The organism is Spongiibacter sp. UBA1325, assembly GCF_002306875.1.
GTDB classification, from domain to species: domain Bacteria; phylum Pseudomonadota; class Gammaproteobacteria; order Pseudomonadales; family Spongiibacteraceae; genus Spongiibacter; species Spongiibacter marinus.
This window is the reverse complement of sequence record NZ_DBTD01000009.1, coordinates 242,477-257,118: the sequence shown is the minus strand read 5'-3', so window position 1 is coordinate 257,118 and position 14,642 is coordinate 242,477. Positions and strand designations below refer to the sequence as shown.

The 14,642-nt window shown below is 56.0% G+C and carries 16 protein-coding genes; 7 read left to right on the top strand and 9 right to left on the bottom strand.

The annotated features are described in order from the left end of the window. Positions 1-9: 9 nt before the first annotated feature. On the bottom strand, positions 10-660 hold the full coding sequence (gene yihA / locus B3K78_RS09720; RefSeq protein WP_286695287.1) for a ribosome biogenesis GTP-binding protein YihA/YsxC: 651 nt from the start codon (positions 658-660) through the stop codon (positions 10-12). A gap of 162 nt (positions 661-822) precedes the next feature. Here yihA and B3K78_RS09715 point away from each other — a divergent pair, with 162 nt between their 5' ends. The 4 genes from B3K78_RS09715 to B3K78_RS09700 all read left to right on the top strand — a co-directional run bounded on the left by B3K78_RS09715 (position 823) and on the right by B3K78_RS09700 (position 3,689). Continuing rightward, positions 823-1,119, top strand: coding sequence for a c-type cytochrome (locus B3K78_RS09715; RefSeq protein WP_027873375.1), 297 nt, complete (start codon positions 823-825; stop codon positions 1,117-1,119). Between the two features lie 38 nt (positions 1,120-1,157). After that, positions 1,158-1,784 (top strand): c-type cytochrome, encoded by a 627-nt coding sequence (locus tag B3K78_RS09710; RefSeq protein ID WP_027873374.1) that lies wholly within the window; start codon positions 1,158-1,160, stop codon positions 1,782-1,784. Between the two features lie 147 nt (positions 1,785-1,931). After that, positions 1,932-2,639, top strand: a complete 708-nt coding sequence (locus B3K78_RS09705; RefSeq protein ID WP_286695286.1) for a thiol:disulfide interchange protein DsbA/DsbL — start codon at positions 1,932-1,934, stop codon at positions 2,637-2,639. A gap of 99 nt (positions 2,640-2,738) precedes the next feature. Next, positions 2,739-3,689 carry a DMT family transporter gene (locus B3K78_RS09700; protein ID WP_286695285.1) on the top strand — a complete coding sequence of 317 codons (951 nt, stop codon included), beginning with the start codon at positions 2,739-2,741 and terminating at the stop codon, positions 3,687-3,689. Between the two features lie 9 nt (positions 3,690-3,698). On the opposite strand, the gene B3K78_RS09695 is transcribed toward B3K78_RS09700, so the two are convergent. Next, positions 3,699-4,586 carry an AraC family transcriptional regulator gene (locus tag B3K78_RS09695; protein ID WP_286695284.1) on the bottom strand — a complete coding sequence of 296 codons (888 nt, stop codon included), beginning with the start codon at positions 4,584-4,586 and terminating at the stop codon, positions 3,699-3,701. Positions 4,587-4,742: 156 nt separating this feature from the next. Here B3K78_RS09695 and B3K78_RS09690 point away from each other — a divergent pair, with 156 nt between their 5' ends. Further along, positions 4,743-5,891, top strand: coding sequence for an iron-containing alcohol dehydrogenase (locus tag B3K78_RS09690; protein ID WP_286695283.1), 1,149 nt, complete (start codon positions 4,743-4,745; stop codon positions 5,889-5,891). A gap of 13 nt (positions 5,892-5,904) precedes the next feature. Here B3K78_RS09690 and B3K78_RS09685 read toward each other — a convergent pair whose 3' ends face one another. The 7 genes from B3K78_RS09685 to B3K78_RS09655 form a co-directional block, all read right to left on the bottom strand. Then, positions 5,905-7,044, bottom strand: coding sequence for an alpha-L-glutamate ligase-like protein (locus tag B3K78_RS09685; protein WP_286695282.1), 1,140 nt, complete (start codon positions 7,042-7,044; stop codon positions 5,905-5,907). Further along, positions 7,041-8,576 (bottom strand): inactive transglutaminase family protein, encoded by a 1,536-nt coding sequence (locus tag B3K78_RS09680; RefSeq protein WP_204994873.1) that lies wholly within the window; start codon positions 8,574-8,576, stop codon positions 7,041-7,043. The genes B3K78_RS09685 and B3K78_RS09680 overlap by 4 nt, the downstream gene beginning before the upstream one ends. After that, positions 8,573-9,151 (bottom strand): ATP-dependent zinc protease family protein, encoded by a 579-nt coding sequence (locus tag B3K78_RS09675; protein WP_204994872.1) that lies wholly within the window; start codon positions 9,149-9,151, stop codon positions 8,573-8,575. Before B3K78_RS09675 ends, B3K78_RS09680 begins: the two co-directional genes overlap by 4 nt. Positions 9,152-9,255: 104 nt before the next feature. Beyond that, positions 9,256-10,626, bottom strand: coding sequence for a deoxyribodipyrimidine photo-lyase (phrB, locus tag B3K78_RS09670; RefSeq protein ID WP_286695281.1), 1,371 nt, complete (start codon positions 10,624-10,626; stop codon positions 9,256-9,258). Next, positions 10,623-11,582 (bottom strand): YbgA family protein, encoded by a 960-nt coding sequence (locus B3K78_RS09665; protein WP_286695280.1) that lies wholly within the window; start codon positions 11,580-11,582, stop codon positions 10,623-10,625. The genes phrB and B3K78_RS09665 overlap by 4 nt, the downstream gene beginning before the upstream one ends. A gap of 80 nt (positions 11,583-11,662) precedes the next feature. After that, entirely contained in the window at positions 11,663-12,019 is a 357-nt protein-coding gene (locus B3K78_RS09660) for a c-type cytochrome (RefSeq protein ID WP_286695279.1), read from the bottom strand. Beyond that, positions 12,009-12,530, bottom strand: coding sequence for a MarR family winged helix-turn-helix transcriptional regulator (locus tag B3K78_RS09655; protein ID WP_036255765.1), 522 nt, complete (start codon positions 12,528-12,530; stop codon positions 12,009-12,011). The genes B3K78_RS09660 and B3K78_RS09655 overlap by 11 nt, the downstream gene beginning before the upstream one ends. A 231-nt stretch (positions 12,531-12,761) precedes the next feature. Here B3K78_RS09655 and ectA point away from each other — a divergent pair, with 231 nt between their 5' ends. Next, entirely contained in the window at positions 12,762-13,298 is a 537-nt protein-coding gene (ectA, locus tag B3K78_RS09650; protein ID WP_286695278.1) for a diaminobutyrate acetyltransferase, read from the top strand. Between the two features lie 38 nt (positions 13,299-13,336). Next, positions 13,337-14,608: a diaminobutyrate--2-oxoglutarate transaminase gene (gene ectB, locus B3K78_RS09645; protein ID WP_204994868.1), complete on the top strand. Its 1,272-nt coding sequence runs from the start codon at positions 13,337-13,339 to the stop codon at positions 14,606-14,608. Positions 14,609-14,642: the final 34 nt, after the last annotated feature.

Below are 14,642 nucleotides of genomic sequence, written 5' to 3'. Positions count from 1 at the left end.
CGCGGGGTCTCAGTCGAGGTCGTCGAGCTCCTCGTCTTCTTCAAAGCGAGCGGTTAGCCACACGTCGAGCTGTTCGCGAAGGTCATCCAGACCGTCGCCACGCGGAGCTGAAAACAGCTGCGCGTTTACCAGCCCGCCGTAGGGCTGAAGGGCTTTTCGCACTTGTAGTAGGGTCGACATCGCCGGCCCGCGCTTGAGTTTGTCGGCCTTTGTCAGCAGGATGCGAACCGGCATCCCCGCCTGGTGGGCCCAATTCAGCATGGTGGTGTCGAAGTCGGTGAGCGGGTGGCGAATATCCATCATTAGCACCAGGCCGCGCAGTGATTGGCGGTGCTGCAGGTAATACTCCAGATTGCGTTCCCATTCTTGCTTCACCTTTAGCGGCACTTTGGCGAAACCGTAGCCGGGTAGGTCAACAAGTCGCATGCTGTCTTGTTCGTTCACAGAGAAAAAGTTGATAAGCTGGGTACGACCTGGTGTTTTACTGGTCTTGGCCATCTTGCTGTTTTCCGTCAAGCGATTAATGGCACTCGACTTGCCTGCGTTCGAACGGCCGGCAAATGCGACCTCCGCGCCGCTGTCTTCGGGGCATTGGGCAAGTTTGGGTGCACTTTTCATGTAGACGGCACGGCGGTAATTAACAGAATTGGCCTTGGGCATAAAATATCCGGGGGAGTATTGCGGTGCATAGCAAGTCTGGGGGAGCCAAAAAATGGCCCAGACTCGGGCTTGTTGTGTATAATGCCGCAGTTTTTACTGGGGGTCATCACCCAGCGTGTCGCAGCTTTCATCGCGGGCGCCGGTCAGAAGAGAGGGTAAACCATGAAAAAATGCTTATTCGCAGTACTTCTTGCCATTACCAGCGTAGCCGCTAGTGCCAACGCCGATGTCGAGGCGCGTTACAAGAAGTCGTGTTACGCCTGTCACGGTTTTGGTGCCAATGGCGCACCGAAAACTGGTGATGTTGCCGCCTGGACTCCGCGCTTGGAAAAGGGAATGGAAACGCTCGTAAAACACGCTCGTGAAGGCTTTAACACTATGCCGCCAATGGGTTTGTGCTTTGATTGCAGCGATGCCGACTTCCAAGCGCTGATTGAGTATATGGCGACGGCCAAGTAAGGCGCGCTAGAACTTCTGTTTTTAAAGAGTAAGTGATCATGAACAAACCTTTGCTAGTTTTTCTTGCTTCCCTGCTGCTGAGTAATGTTGCGGTGGCTGTGGAAGGTAACGCTGCTGCCGGCAAGTCAAAATCTGCCTCATGCGCCGCCTGTCACGGTCAAGACGGCAACAGCCCGGCACCCACCTTTCCGAAATTGGCTGGCCAGGGTGAGCGCTACCTGATCAAGCAAATTCATGACATCAAGTCGGGTGCGCGTCCTGTGCCAATGATGGCTGGCCAGACCGACAACCTGAGCGATCAGGACATTGCCGATATCGCCGCTTACTACGCGAGCCAGACTGGCTCTGTTGGCCAAGCGGATCCGGCGCTGGTTAAAAAAGGCGAAGCGATTTACCGTGGCGGCATTGCCGAGCGCGGTATTCCGGCGTGCTCTGCTTGTCACTCACCTACGGGTGCAGGGATGGCAGCAGCTGGCTTCCCCAAATTGAGCGGCCAATACGCTGACTACACCGCAGCGCAACTGAAGGCTTTCCGTGCAGCAATGGATGGACGCGAAGGTCGCGATAATGACGGCGAAGCGAAGACCATGCGCATGATCGCTTTCAAAATGAGCGATGCCGAGATTGAAGCGGTTTCAAACTTCATTCAAGGTCTGCATAACTAAGGCGTGCAGAGCTTGTGAAAGGCGGCAATAGCCGCCTTTTTTTTCGCCGTTGAATTGGTTGAGCTGTAGGAACCGCACAGCCGTCGGCGTGTCTGATACACTCTATCGGCATCGCGCACTCGACTCGCATAAGTAACTAGGATGGGAATGATGAAGAAACACATCTCAATGTATCTGTTTGGCCTGATGGCGCTGTTGGTATCGGCCTGTAGCAATGGTGATGCGACAGGTGGGCAGACCGCCCAGGTTGCTGCTAAAACGACCGCTGAAACGCGCACCGCGCCACCAGCCACAGCGGTTAACGGCGAAGGCTTTGTTCGTATTGCTCAGCCGGTGCGCACATCCGATGCGAATAAAATCGAAGTCGTGGAAGTTTTTTGGTACGGCTGTAGCCACTGTTTTGACTTCGAGCCTATGGTGAGCGCGTGGGCGAAACAGTTGCCCGAAGATGTGGCGTTTGTGCAGTCACCGGCAATGTGGAACGACTTAATGGTGCTGCATGCTCAGGCCTTTTACACCGCCAAAGCGCTGAACATTCTCGACCAGGTGCACGAGCCGCTGTTTGACGAGATCAACCTCAAGAAAAATCCGCTGCGAAATCGCGATGCCATTGAAAAACTGTTTCTTGAGCACAGCAATATTGATGCCGAGACCTTTCGTAAAACCTTTGACTCCTTTGGTGTGAAGAGCCAGGTACGGCAAGCCGATTCCCGCGCACGCAGCTACGGTATCGCGGGTACCCCGGAGTTGATCGTCAATGGCAAATACCGGGTTACTGGCCGCGCAGCAGGCAGCAAAGCCAATATGTTGAAGGTGGCTGAGCAGCTTATTGAGGAAGAGCGCGCCGCCCGCTAAGCGCTTCCGCCTGTTAGTTTGACCCCGCCAGCGCGGCCCAGTCGCGCTGGCTTAGCGACGCGGCTATGTGGCGACTAAAGTCGCCTATGCATCAGCGAAATGCCCCTTCATACTCTTTCTTTCCCGCGCTTTGTGGACCGTTTTATGTCGCCGCTTCGTATCGCTGTTTTCACCGCCCTGTCGATGTTGGCCTTTACCGGCAATGCGCTTATTTGTCGTGCGGCGTTGTTGGGCGGCACGATAGATGCGGCCAGTTTTACAGCGCTGCGCCTGCTGTCGGGAGCCGCTATGTTGTGGGCGATTATTGCGGTGCGCAACATTCCCCATCGCGACGTCTCTCCCCCGGTATCCGCGCGCGTTATTTCCGGTTTTGTATTGTTTGCGTATGCCGCGGCGTTTTCCTATGCCTACGCTCGAGTATCCGCTGGCGCGGGTGCCCTGATTCTATTTGCCGCGGTGCAAACGGTGATGATCGGCTACGGCTTCTACCGCGGGGAGCGCTTTAACGGCTTGCAATGGCTGGGTCTGCTCCTTGCCTACGGTGGCCTGTTGGCACTCATGCTGCCCAGTGCCACGGGCGCATTAGAGGGCGCCCCCTCGCTGCTGGCTTACCTCATTATGTTGATTTCGGGCGCGGCGTGGGGAGTCTACTCTTTGCTGGGGCGAAGGGTGGGCGATCCGCGCGTGATCTCTGCGCACAACTTCCTCTACTCCCTGCCTTTTGCCGCGCTTCTTAGCCTGGCGATGTGGGCCGTTGAGCCGCCCCGGTTAGGCGCAGAGGGTGTTGTATACGCCCTCCTATCCGGCGCGGGCGCTTCGGCGCTGGGCTATATCGTATGGTATTCCGCACTGCCGGCGCTCAGGGCGACAACGGCGGCAAGTGTGCAGCTGAGCGTGCCACTAATGACGGCACTTGGCGGTATTTTGCTACTTGCCGAGCCTTTCACCCTGCACTTTTTGCTGGTGTCGGCGGCAATTATTGGTGGCTTGGCGCTGGTGATATTCAGTAAATCACAGCGCGTCGAAAAAACCGGGCTGCGCCCTCAATAGCGGGTATCGCTACGCCGAACGTTGGCTGAGCATACGCGCCGGTGCCTGCTGAAAGTGGCGTTTGAATTCGCGGCTGAATTGCGAGGGGCTGCGGTAGCCGACCAGTATTGCGGCTTCATTTGCGCGCCGTCCCTCGTTGGCTATTAGTTCTTTCGCCTTGCTCAGGCGCAGTTTCTTTAAGTATTGCAGGGGTGTTTCTCGGGTCACCTGGCGAAAGGCGCGATGAAAACTCGAGGGGCTCATTCCCGCATAGTCAGACAGGGCATCGACATTCAGGTCTTCGGCATAATGCCGGTGCATATGCACCAATACCCGCGCTACGCGTGCGTAGTGGCCATCGTGCTGAGCAAGCTCGGTGAGTACATGCCCCTTCGGGCCAATCAGTATTCGGTAGATAAACTCTCGAACAATTGCCGGCCCCAGAACCTGTGCGTCCTGAGGGCTAAGCAGGGCCTCGAGCAAGCGTTTGAGTGTGTCGCTCATATTCGGGCTCAAACGGTCGGAGCTTAGGCCGCAGTCGCCACTATCGCCGCGCTTTTGGCCGAGGCTGGGTGTGGCGTCAATGAGCTCCTGGAGCAATGCGGGATTAATGCTGATGGATATGCCCAGCAAGGGTAAGTTGCCGTCGCTATGTGCTTCGCACTCGAGTGGCAGCGGTACACCTTGCACCAAGTAGCGGCCGGGGCCGTAGTCTACTTGCTGGCCGTTGAGATAAATGCGTTTGCGGCCCTGGGCCATCACGATAATGCCAGACTGATACACAAAGGGTTGGCGCGAGCTGCCGCGGCTTGCCCGGTAGATGTGAACACCGGGAATGATCGTGCTACGGCTGCCTTCCAATGTATCCAGCGATTGGCTGCTGATATAGCGCTGAAGCAGCTCACTAATCGTATTCATAGAATTATTGCTTGTGGGGTGTTTTTTGTATTTTGGCAGGAATAGGCAAATAAAATCCAGTAATTGCGGTTTTTATTCCCATTAATAGCTCGTATTGTACATCACATGGTGGCGCTGCTGTTGGCGCGACTCCCTGTGTTAGCAATGAGGTTTAGTATGAAATTTTCGTTTGTGAACCCAACTCAAATTCATTTTGGCCAGGGCCAGATTGCCCGTATCGCCGACGCTATTCCCGCTGATCGCAAGGTTTTGCTGCTCTATGGCGGTGGCTCGATAAAGACCAACGGTGTGTATGAGCAGGTGGTTAGCGCCTTAGCCGAGCATCAGTGGCAGGAGTTCGCCGGGGTCGAACCCAACCCGACGGTTGAGACCCTGGACAAAGCGGTAGCTCAAGTAAAAGACAGTGGTCTGGATTATATTCTGGCGGTCGGTGGAGGCTCGGTTATTGACGGCGCCAAATATGTTGCCGCCGCCGCGCTGTATGACGGCGAGGGTTGGGATATCTTGCTGGGCAAACACCGGGTAAAACAAGCGCTGCCGATTGGCGCCGTGCTGACCCTGCCCGCGACGGGCTCAGAGTCTAATGGTGGCTCGGTGATTACGAAAAAGGCGACCCGCGATAAGTTGAATTTTATGTCGCCAGCGGTTCAACCCGGTTTTGCCGTGCTCGACCCCGACGTGATGAAGACGCTCCCCGAGCGCCAGCTTGCCAATGGCCTGGTCGATGCCTGGGTGCATACGTGTGAGCAATATTTGACCTTACCCACCGAGGCAATGGTTCAGGAAGGCTATGCGGAAGCACTGCTCAGAACGCTTAAAAGCCTGGGCGAGCGTTACGCTGAGCGCGATGATGACAGCTGGCGGGCCAACTTGATGCTGGCTGCCAACCAGGCGTTGAACGGTTTTATTGGCAGCGGTGTGCCGCAGGACTGGGCTACCCATATGATCGGCCACGAACTTACCGCCCTCTATGGGGTGGATCACGGTCGTTCACTGGCCATTGTGCAACCCTCATTGTTGCGCCATCAAATTGCCGTCAAGCGCGACAAACTGGAGCAAATGGCGCGCAATGTCTTTGGCTTGGCAGATTCTGAAGATCTCGCTGAACGCTGCATCGACGCGATTGAGCACTTTTATCACAGTCTGGGGGTTGCCACGCAGCTCACTGAGCACGGCGCTGACAAAGCGGCTGCGATCGATGCAATTGTTGCGCAGCTGGAAGCGCACGGCATGGTCAAGCTGGGTGAAAATCGCGCGATAACGCCAAAGGAAAGCCGCGAGATTCTGGAGCAGGCGGTTGCATAGGGGCCGATGGCCGCTACTGTCGGGCCGGCGGTGGATTGCCCGACTGGGGCACCCGAATGCCGGCATCGACTGAGGGATCGTCTGCGCCCGGCTTGCTTGCCGCGCGTATCGCCGCTTCTTCATCGGCCGCCTCTTGTGCGGCGCGTTGCTCAGCGAGTTCTTTCGCTAGGGCAGCGCACTGCGCGTTGGCAAAGGTGCTCTGGCAGAACGCAAGGCGCTGTTCTGGTGGCGGGTTGTGAAGCCCTTGTTTAGCCAGGCGCTCTATCTCGGCCTCGACGGCTTGGCAGCGCGCCGACAGGCCGGTGTCGTTGGCGATTTGAATGTTGAGCCCCGGCCGCGCATTGAGCTCTAACATCATAGGGCCCAGATCCTTGTCCAGCACCATATCAACTCCGATATAACCCAGGCCGGTCAGCTCATAGCAGCGCGTTGCCAAGGAAATAAATCCCTCCCAAAACGGCAGTTCAACACCGCGAACGGAGTTGGTGGTGTCGGGGTGGGTTTGAATCTTTTTGTTCAGCCATGTGCCGTCGAGGGTGATGCCGGTGGCCAGGTCAACGCCGACGCCAATGGCGCCTTGGTGGAGGTTGGCCTTGCCGCCAGACTGGCGGGTGGGCAGGCGCAGCATTGCCAGAACGGGATAGCCTTTGAGCACGATGATGCGAATATCGGGCACGCCCTCGTAGCTGATGGCACTGAAGATGGGGTCGGGGATCACGCGGTACTCGATTAGCGCGCGATCGCGATGACCCCCGAGGGAGTAGATTCCCGAGAGTATGCCCGACAGATGGAATTCAATATCCTCAAGGCTGAGTAAGCGGCCCCCGGCGCTGCGGTAATAGCCCTCGAATTGATCGGCGATCACCATAATGCCATCGCCGCCAGCACCCTGAGACGGCTTTATGACGAAGTCACGGTGGCTGCCGATAATGTCGCGAATCTGACTAATTTGTTTCTCGGAATCAATGATGCCGTACATGGGCGGCACATGAATTCCGTTGTCTATCGCCTTTTGCTTGGTGAGAATTTTGTCGTCGACCAAGGGGTAAAGGTGGCGAGCGTTATAGCGCAACACATAGTCTGAGTTGCGCTCGTTGATACCCATAATCCCCTTCTCGCGAAGGGTCTTCCAGGTTTTGAATAGCGAGGTCATTGGCCGTCCTTAAGCATTGCTTTAAAGCGGAATAACTCGCTGATGCGATAGCCTCGGTAGTGGCCCATGGCCAGCATAATCGCCATTAGCATCAATAACACGCCGGGGAAGGTAAACACGAAATAAATCCACGGTGCGTAGCTCATCATCAAGTGGGCCAGCGTAGCGGCAATTAAGGTGCCGATGCCCACTTTTAGACTGTGCAGCCCGCCCCGCTCTTCCCAGACGATCGACAGTCGCTCAATCGACATGGTCAGAATCACCATTGGGAACAGCGCAATCGACAGGCCACGGTCGAGCCCCAGTTGGTGGCCGAGCACACTGATCAGCGCCATCACAATGACGACGAAGGTCAGCACAACCGAAAGCCGCGAAAGTAATTGCAGGTGCAAGTGCTCCAAGTAGGAACGCAGCCCCAGGCCGAGGGCAGAAATGGTGGTGAAGAGGATGATTCCCCACACCACCTGCGTTTCCCTGAAGGCCAAGCCTATTAACACGGGGGTGAAGGTGCCCAGTGTTTCAATGCCGACAATGTTGCGCAGGAACAGGATCAACATTACTCCAATGGGAATCATCAGAATAATTTCAAAGGTCTGCTGAGACTGCAGTGGCAGGCTGTACATCGACAGCGCCCAGCTGTTTTCCTGGCGGCTTTCATTAATGCTCTGCGCCAGCATAATGGAGTTCATGGTTTGCCGGGTTGAATTGATTTCCACCTTAACCTGTCGGCCGCCATCTACTTTCACCAGTGGGTCGCGCCCCGTCCACCACACAATGCGGTCATCGGGCAGGCCAAAGACGCCGGTTTCGGTATTGAAGTACAGCCAGCGCTGGCCATTGTAGCTGCGCATCCACAGCTCGGGCTGTTGGGTGCCGCTGCTCAACAGGCGCAGGGTATGCACCTGCTCAACGGGAATGTGGGCCGAAGACAGCAACAGCTCAAGTACGCGGGACTTGCTCAGCTGAGAATAGTCGTTGCGCAGCAACAGCCGCGCATTGTCGTTGCTGCTGTCATTAATCAGCTTAATGGCTTCGCGAATAAAGGTTTCAATATCGGCGGAATGTTCGCGAATGGGTTTTAGCAGGGCCTCAACAGCCACTTTTTCAACACCTTTGAGATTGGGGCTCTCGCGAAACTGGGGGCCGGGTTCTTCATTCGACAGGCGCGTATTGCTGCGCTGGGTCAGCATCAGCCGGTAGAACAGTTGCTGCTGACCTTCGGCGCGGCGTGCCGACCACACCGCACGCCGGTTCTGTTCTAGTTCATCGATGTTCACCCCGTAGTTGCGAGCGATGAAGCTTTCATCAAGGGTGATGAATTTACTCCAGCTTGGTGGCAGATACATCTGCACCTTCACTGGCGTTTTTTCCCGCGCGTTAAAGCTGATTTTGGTGTCGATAACCCAGACCGGCTCGGTGGTCTCCGCGCTGACCGGAATGTTCAACGCAAAAATCTGCCAGGCCGTGGCCGCCGCACCGAGTAACAGCAGGGCTGCGGCAAGCACTTTAACGTGCAGTTTGACGCCTTTCATTCGGCGCTCTCCTTATCGAGTTTTTTTGCCTTTTTTGCGCAGGCGTTTTTGTCTTGAAGGTATTTTTCGCTGGGGTCGACAATCGCGTTGAAGGCTATCAATGGGTCAGAGCCGACCAGCATGGCCTTTGAAAATTGTCGGCGATCGGCCAGGTTCACTTCAACTTTACGAGAGGTGCCGCCGATACACAGGGTCAATTCAAGCACTGGGCGGCGGTGGTAGTATTTGTCGTCTTCATCCATGTCGCCAGCCCGACGAATAATACGGATGTGTTTCTCCAATGGCTGCGAAACGGATTTGAGCTCGCCACTTGGCAGTACCAAGTCGAAGTGCACCATGTCGGGCTCGTCGCCGCGCCCCTTCTTCACTTTTGGGTTAATGGCGTTGATGGAGGCGCTCTCTGCACCAGTGTCAATTTTGGCTTTGTAGCGGACTCCCAGTTCTTCGATATAGACATACTCACTGATGCCGAAGACGGTCTTCGCCTCGCTCACGGTTTGCGCATTGGACATGGCGGCTGCCGACAGGCTCATGGCGGCGCTAACGATCAATAGACTGTGTCGAAGTAGTTTCACATCTTCTCCCGGTAATCGATGGTGGCGTCGTCGTTGGTTCTCTAGCATAGAACACCGCGCTGTGACGGCGCCAGCGTTAAAGTCTCAACAGGGCTTGCCGGGCTTTAGTCTCTAATTTCCTGAAAAAGTGCTAAACAGGTTTCGCGACTTTCTTTGTGGTCGACAATCGCCTGGGGGTAGCCGGCGACATTTTTGGGTTGGTGCAGCGCCTTGCCGGAGAGCTCGCGCAGTTCGGGAATAAACTGCTTGATGAACTCGCCATCGGCGTCGAAGCGCTGACTCTGCGTGGTGGGGTTAAAAATGCGGAAGTAAGGCACGGCATCGGTGCCGGTGGAGGCCGCCCACTGCCAGCCGCCATTGTTTGATGCGAAATCGGCGTCGATAAGCTGCTCGAGAAAGTGCCGCTCACCCCAGCGCCAGTCAATGTGGAGGTGTTTGCACAGGAACGACGCGGTGACCATGCGCAAGCGGTTGTGCATCCAGCCGGTCTGGGCGAGCTGACGCATGCCGGCATCGACGATCGGGTAGCCGGTCTCCCCGGCTTGCCAGGCGGCAAAGTGTTCGCGCTTGTTGCGCCAGCGTAGTCTTTCGGTATCGGCTTGAAAGGCGCGGCCCTTAACCACTTGGGGAAAGTGGAAGGCCACCTGCCGGTAAAACTCGCGCCACAGTAATTCATTAAACCAGTTTCCGGCACTGGACTTGGCGTCCCACATGGCCTCGCCGCACTCCAATTGCAGGCGCGCCAAACATTGCCTGGGGCTGATAACGCCCAGCGCTAAGGCCGCCGATAAGCGCGAGGTGCCGTCGACAGCGGGAAAATTGCGCTGGTCGCTGTATTTGACGGCGCGCTGGGCACAGAATTCGCGAAGTTGATCAAGCACCGCCTTTTCTGTCACCGGCCAGGGGTCGGAGTCGCGCTCTTCGCCAAAGGCCTCAATGCGGGCGGTCGCCGTAGCGGCCGCTTGCGCTTGAGGGCGTGGCAATACGCGTGGGAAGTGCTCGCGCAAGTGCTGGCGGGCACGGCGCGAATACGGCGTAAACACTTTATAGGCGCTGCCGTCGTCTTTGGTACCAAGGCTGGGATGAATCAGGCAATCATCAAGCAGCGTCAAAGGAATTGAAAGCGCCTGCTTGCAGGCGGCATCGCGCTGCATTTCATCAACCAGGAGCTCTTCATGCGCGAATACTTGTGCAATGCCGTATTGCTGGCAGTAGTCCGCCAGCATCTTTGGAACATGGCGAAAATGCGCCGCATCGATAATGTCGAAGGGTATTCCCAATTCGGCGAGCTGTTCCGCCAAGGCCTGCAATGCGCGGCGCAAATAGTGGCGACGTATCGGTGCAATGCCATGCTCGTCGAGCTGCGCCGGGCACAGGAAGTAGACGGCCCGGCAGGGGCCGGCTGCCACCGCGGCGCTGAGAGCGGCGTGGTCGAGGCTGCGAAGGTCGTTGCGAAACCAGACCAGTGCTGTCACAGGCCCACCCGCAATTTAAGGTCGCGCGGATACGGATCGAAATAGTATTGATCCAATAAGTAGTCGACTTGGTACTTTTTCAAAAACATGGCCAGCATCTCCAGTGGCACCAGCAGTGGCAGCAGGCCGTTGGAGTAGTCCTCAATCACCTTGCTTAATTGTGCGCGGTCCTCTTTTTCCAAGTGGTCTTTGAAAAAGCCCTGAATATGCATCAGCGTGTTGCGATGGTTTTTGGGGTTGGCGGGTTTCTTCAGAGCGTCCATAAAGCGGCGGATGTACTCGTCGGCACTTTTCTCTAGGTTGTCACTAAGGGTGTCGGCTACCAGTGGCCCCAACTGCCGATAGATCGACTGGTTGTGTGCGAGCAATAAAAACTTATGTCGGCGATGGAATTCCTGCAGTGCGGCCACCGTCAGCCCCTCTGCTTGTATGGCCTGCCAGCGCGAGTAAGCGATAACGCGCAGTACGAAATTCTCTCGCAGGGGCAGGTCGTTCAAGCGGCCATTTTCTTCTACGGGAAGTAGCGGCAAGGCTTCCATCAGCTTGCGAGCATAAATGCCCACGCCAACCTTGCCTAAGCCCTGACCGGTTTCAGAGACAACGGGAACGCGCTCCATGCCGCAGCTGGGCGACTTGGCGCAAAAAATATAGCCACTGATATGTCCGAGCTTGGCGGCAGTGTCGCTGGCGAAAACCTGCATTTTCTCGGTGACATCCAGATCCGGGCCTTCCTTGCTGCCCTGTAAGCGCGGATTCTCCGGGTCGCCGACCAGGCGGATGGTTGGGCGCGGTACGCCCATACCGATGGCCTGCTCGGGACAGACTTTTACAAAGTCGAAGTGTCGGCTGAGCTCATCGGTAGCGAAAGGGAGGCGCTTGTGGCCGCCATCATAACGAACCTGGTCGCCGAGCAGGCAGGCACTGATACCAATTTGAATCGGGTGGGGGAGTTCCATAGCAGCGTCCTCTGCGCACGTTCTTATGAGTCAAAATACGTGTTTGCATTGGCGCTAGATCAGCGCCACGAGGTTCTAGCTTAGTCGTTTTCGGCCGCGTTAGGTGAGGTTTGATGCGGCGTGGCCATAAATGTAATCAGTGCACGATAGTCTTCGCGGCTGCAGCTACCGCACATCCCTTTTGCTGGCATGGCCTTAAAGCCACCTGCGGTGTGCTGCAGAAGGGTATCCATGCCCTTTTCGAGTCGCGGCCGCCAGTCTTCGGCATTGCCGCTGCGAGGGGCTCCTTTAGTGCCGCGACTATGGCAGCTATAGCAACTCTGAATATAGAGCGTCTTTAAGTCAGGGGATGATGGCATCACCGCCTTGTTGCCGGGCTTGCCGCAAGCGGCCAGCAGCACGGCTGAAAGAACAACGGCCGTGCGACTATTTTTCATTGAAGCCAAAGCTCGGTTGCTCATGTTCACTCTGGCGGTCGATGGCGCCCACATCCAGCAGCGGTGCAGCATCAATATGTTGCGCGTCCATCATCTGTGCAACGCGCTGTAGCGAGCTGATGATCTGCATTTGTTCCCAGTCCTGCAGGTCGCGGAACTGCCGCTTGAAGTATTCCTGGAGCGGTGTTGGCGCGTTGCGAATAATCTCCGCGCCCTGCTCGGTGAGGCAGGCAAACACCTTGCGCTTATCCTGGCTGGAGCGCTCCCGTACCACCAGCTGGCGCTTTTCCAGCCGGTCTATGATGCTGGTAACGGTCGCCTGGCTCAGGCTCACCTGCTTGGCGATATCGGAAATGATGGCGTCGCCCTGGTCGCGCAGAGTTTGCAGAATCAGCATCTGTGGCGCTGTCAGGCCGGAGGTCTTCATCAGGTGCTTGGAGTGCAAATCAACGGCGCGGGTAACGCGCCGCAAAGCAATCAAAACCTCTTCGATATTGTCGTCATCTTTCATGTTGGATGTCCTCGCAATCGGCCCATTTTAGTGCGCTTGCGGCAAAAATGCATCGCTATAATGCATCGCTCTCTAAGCCTTTGTTTGAAAAATGTTCAGCGCCGAGGTTATAATGCTTCGTGTACTAAGTAATTATTTGGGAGGTTGAGTTCATAAACAGGCCGAAAACGGCAAATATTGTCTAATTTTTGCCCATTATTGCGCCCTGTTTACAATGAACACAAATAAATTGTGTTGAAATCAAATGAAGCGACGTCAGCGGACGCTTTTGAGCTAAATTTTCGCCAACCAACGGCGGAAGATGGCTATCCACTCAATCAATTGGTGGCGAACAGCCCCCCCCTCGATCCGAATTCGGTCTACTGCAATTTACTGCAGTGCACCCACTTTGCAGAAACCTCGGTTGCCGTCGAAGAAAACGGCCAACTGGTTGGCTTTATTTCTGCTTACATTCCACCGGCAAAGCCCGACACGGTATTCGTGTGGCAGGTTGTGGTTGATAAGAGCCAACGTGGCCGGGGATTGGCGAAGAAAATGATGCAGGAAATTGTGCAGCGGCCAGCCTGCGCCAATGTGCGATTTTTAGAAACGACGATCACGCCAGACAACGAGGCGTCATGGGCACTGTTCCGCAGTTTCGCTCGGGATATGAACACCGAACTGAACCACGATATCTGGTTCGAGCGCGAGGCCCACTTCCACGGAAAACACGACAGCGAGGCGTTGCTTCGCATCGGACCCTTCCCTCGACCCCCTTTAGAACAATAGCGGTCGACAACATTAAAGGATGCTAAGAGGACATTATTATGACTATTTTTGATCAGCTTGAATCAGAAGTGCAGTGTTATGCACGTTCATTCCCGGTAACGTTTAATAAGGCGCAGGGTGAATACCTGTACGACGTTGACGGCAACAAATACCTGGATTTTCTCGCTGGGGCGGGCACGCTGAACTATGGCCACAACCACCCAGTGCTTAAAGAAGCGCTGGTTGAGTACATCATGCGCGACGGCATTACCCATGGTCTGGATATGCACACCGACGCCAAGGCCGACTTCCTCGACGCGTTTAACGAGAACATCCTCAAGCCGCGCGATATGGAGTATACCTTCCAGTTTACTGGCCCCACTGGCACCAACGCCGTTGAAGCGGCGATGAAGCTGGCGCGCAAAGTGACTGGTCGCAATACCATTGTATCGTTCACCAACGGCTTTCACGGTGTGACTTTGGGCAGTGTTGCGGCAACGGGTAACAGCCATCACCGCGGCGGTGCGGGTGTGGCGCTGGGCGACATCTCGCGTATGCCGTTCTGCGGTTACCACGGTCGCGATGCCGACACCATCAAGATGATGGACAAGCTGCTTAGCGATCCGTCGTCGGGTATCGATCTGCCGGCGGCGATGCTGGTGGAGTGTGTGCAAGGTGAAGGCGGTTTGAATGTCGCCAATAGCGATTGGTTGCGCGGCTTGGAAAAACTGTGCCGCAAGCACGATATCCTGTTGATTGTGGATGATATCCAGGCCGGCTGTGGCCGCACGGGTACCTTCTTCAGCTTTGAGCCCAGCGGTATTAAGCCCGACATTGTGACCATGTCGAAGTCACTGAGTGGCTACGGCCTGCCCTGCGCAATTGTATTGCTGCGCCCGGACCTGGACGTGTGGGCACCGGGTGAGCACAACGGTACTTTCCGTGGTAATAACCACGCGTTTGTTACCGCAGCGGCTGCCATCCGCCATTTCTGGAAAGATGAAAGCTTCTCTAACGAGATCATCGAAAAGTCGGCGATTGTGCGCGACCGCTTTAAGAAAATTTCTGACCGCTACGGCGTTACGCGCGCGGCGGTTAAAGGTCGCGGCATGATGCAGGGCATTGCCCTTGCCGATGGCGATACTGCCGATGCCGTTGCCCGCGCCTGTTTTGAGCGAGGCCTGGTAATTGAAACCTGTGGTAACCGTGGGCATATCGTAAAATGTTTCTGCCCGCTGACCATCGACAAAGACGAGCTGATTCGCGGCATGGATATCGTCGCCGATGCCGTTTCGGAAGTGTTGTTGAAAGACGTTAAGAAAGCGTCTTAATCCCGCCTTGTGTTCGGGCCCGCCCGGGCTCGAT

Excerpts from the sequence above, each read along its gene's own strand:
- B3K78_RS09695 (WP_286695284.1), bottom strand. The coding sequence starts at position 4,586 with ATGAATACGATTAGTGAGCTGCTTCAGCGCTATATCAGCAGCCAATCG.
- B3K78_RS09665 (WP_286695280.1), bottom strand. The coding sequence starts at position 11,582 with ATGGAACTCCCCCACCCGATTCAAATTGGTATCAGTGCCTGCCTGCTC.
- B3K78_RS09690 (WP_286695283.1), top strand. The coding sequence starts at position 4,743 with ATGAAATTTTCGTTTGTGAACCCAACTCAAATTCATTTTGGCCAGGGC.
- B3K78_RS09700 (WP_286695285.1), top strand. The coding sequence starts at position 2,739 with ATGCCCCTTCATACTCTTTCTTTCCCGCGCTTTGTGGACCGTTTTATG.
- B3K78_RS09685 (WP_286695282.1), bottom strand. The coding sequence starts at position 7,044 with ATGACCTCGCTATTCAAAACCTGGAAGACCCTTCGCGAGAAGGGGATT.
- B3K78_RS09705 (WP_286695286.1), top strand. The coding sequence starts at position 1,932 with ATGATGAAGAAACACATCTCAATGTATCTGTTTGGCCTGATGGCGCTG.
- ectB (WP_204994868.1), top strand. The coding sequence starts at position 13,337 with ATGACTATTTTTGATCAGCTTGAATCAGAAGTGCAGTGTTATGCACGT.
- B3K78_RS09715 (WP_027873375.1), top strand. The coding sequence starts at position 823 with ATGAAAAAATGCTTATTCGCAGTACTTCTTGCCATTACCAGCGTAGCC.
- yihA (WP_286695287.1), bottom strand. The coding sequence starts at position 660 with ATGCCCAAGGCCAATTCTGTTAATTACCGCCGTGCCGTCTACATGAAA.
- B3K78_RS09680 (WP_204994873.1), bottom strand. The coding sequence starts at position 8,576 with ATGAAAGGCGTCAAACTGCACGTTAAAGTGCTTGCCGCAGCCCTGCTG.
- B3K78_RS09655 (WP_036255765.1), bottom strand. The coding sequence starts at position 12,530 with ATGAAAGATGACGACAATATCGAAGAGGTTTTGATTGCTTTGCGGCGC.
- B3K78_RS09710 (WP_027873374.1), top strand. The coding sequence starts at position 1,158 with ATGAACAAACCTTTGCTAGTTTTTCTTGCTTCCCTGCTGCTGAGTAAT.
- B3K78_RS09660 (WP_286695279.1), bottom strand. The coding sequence starts at position 12,019 with ATGAAAAATAGTCGCACGGCCGTTGTTCTTTCAGCCGTGCTGCTGGCC.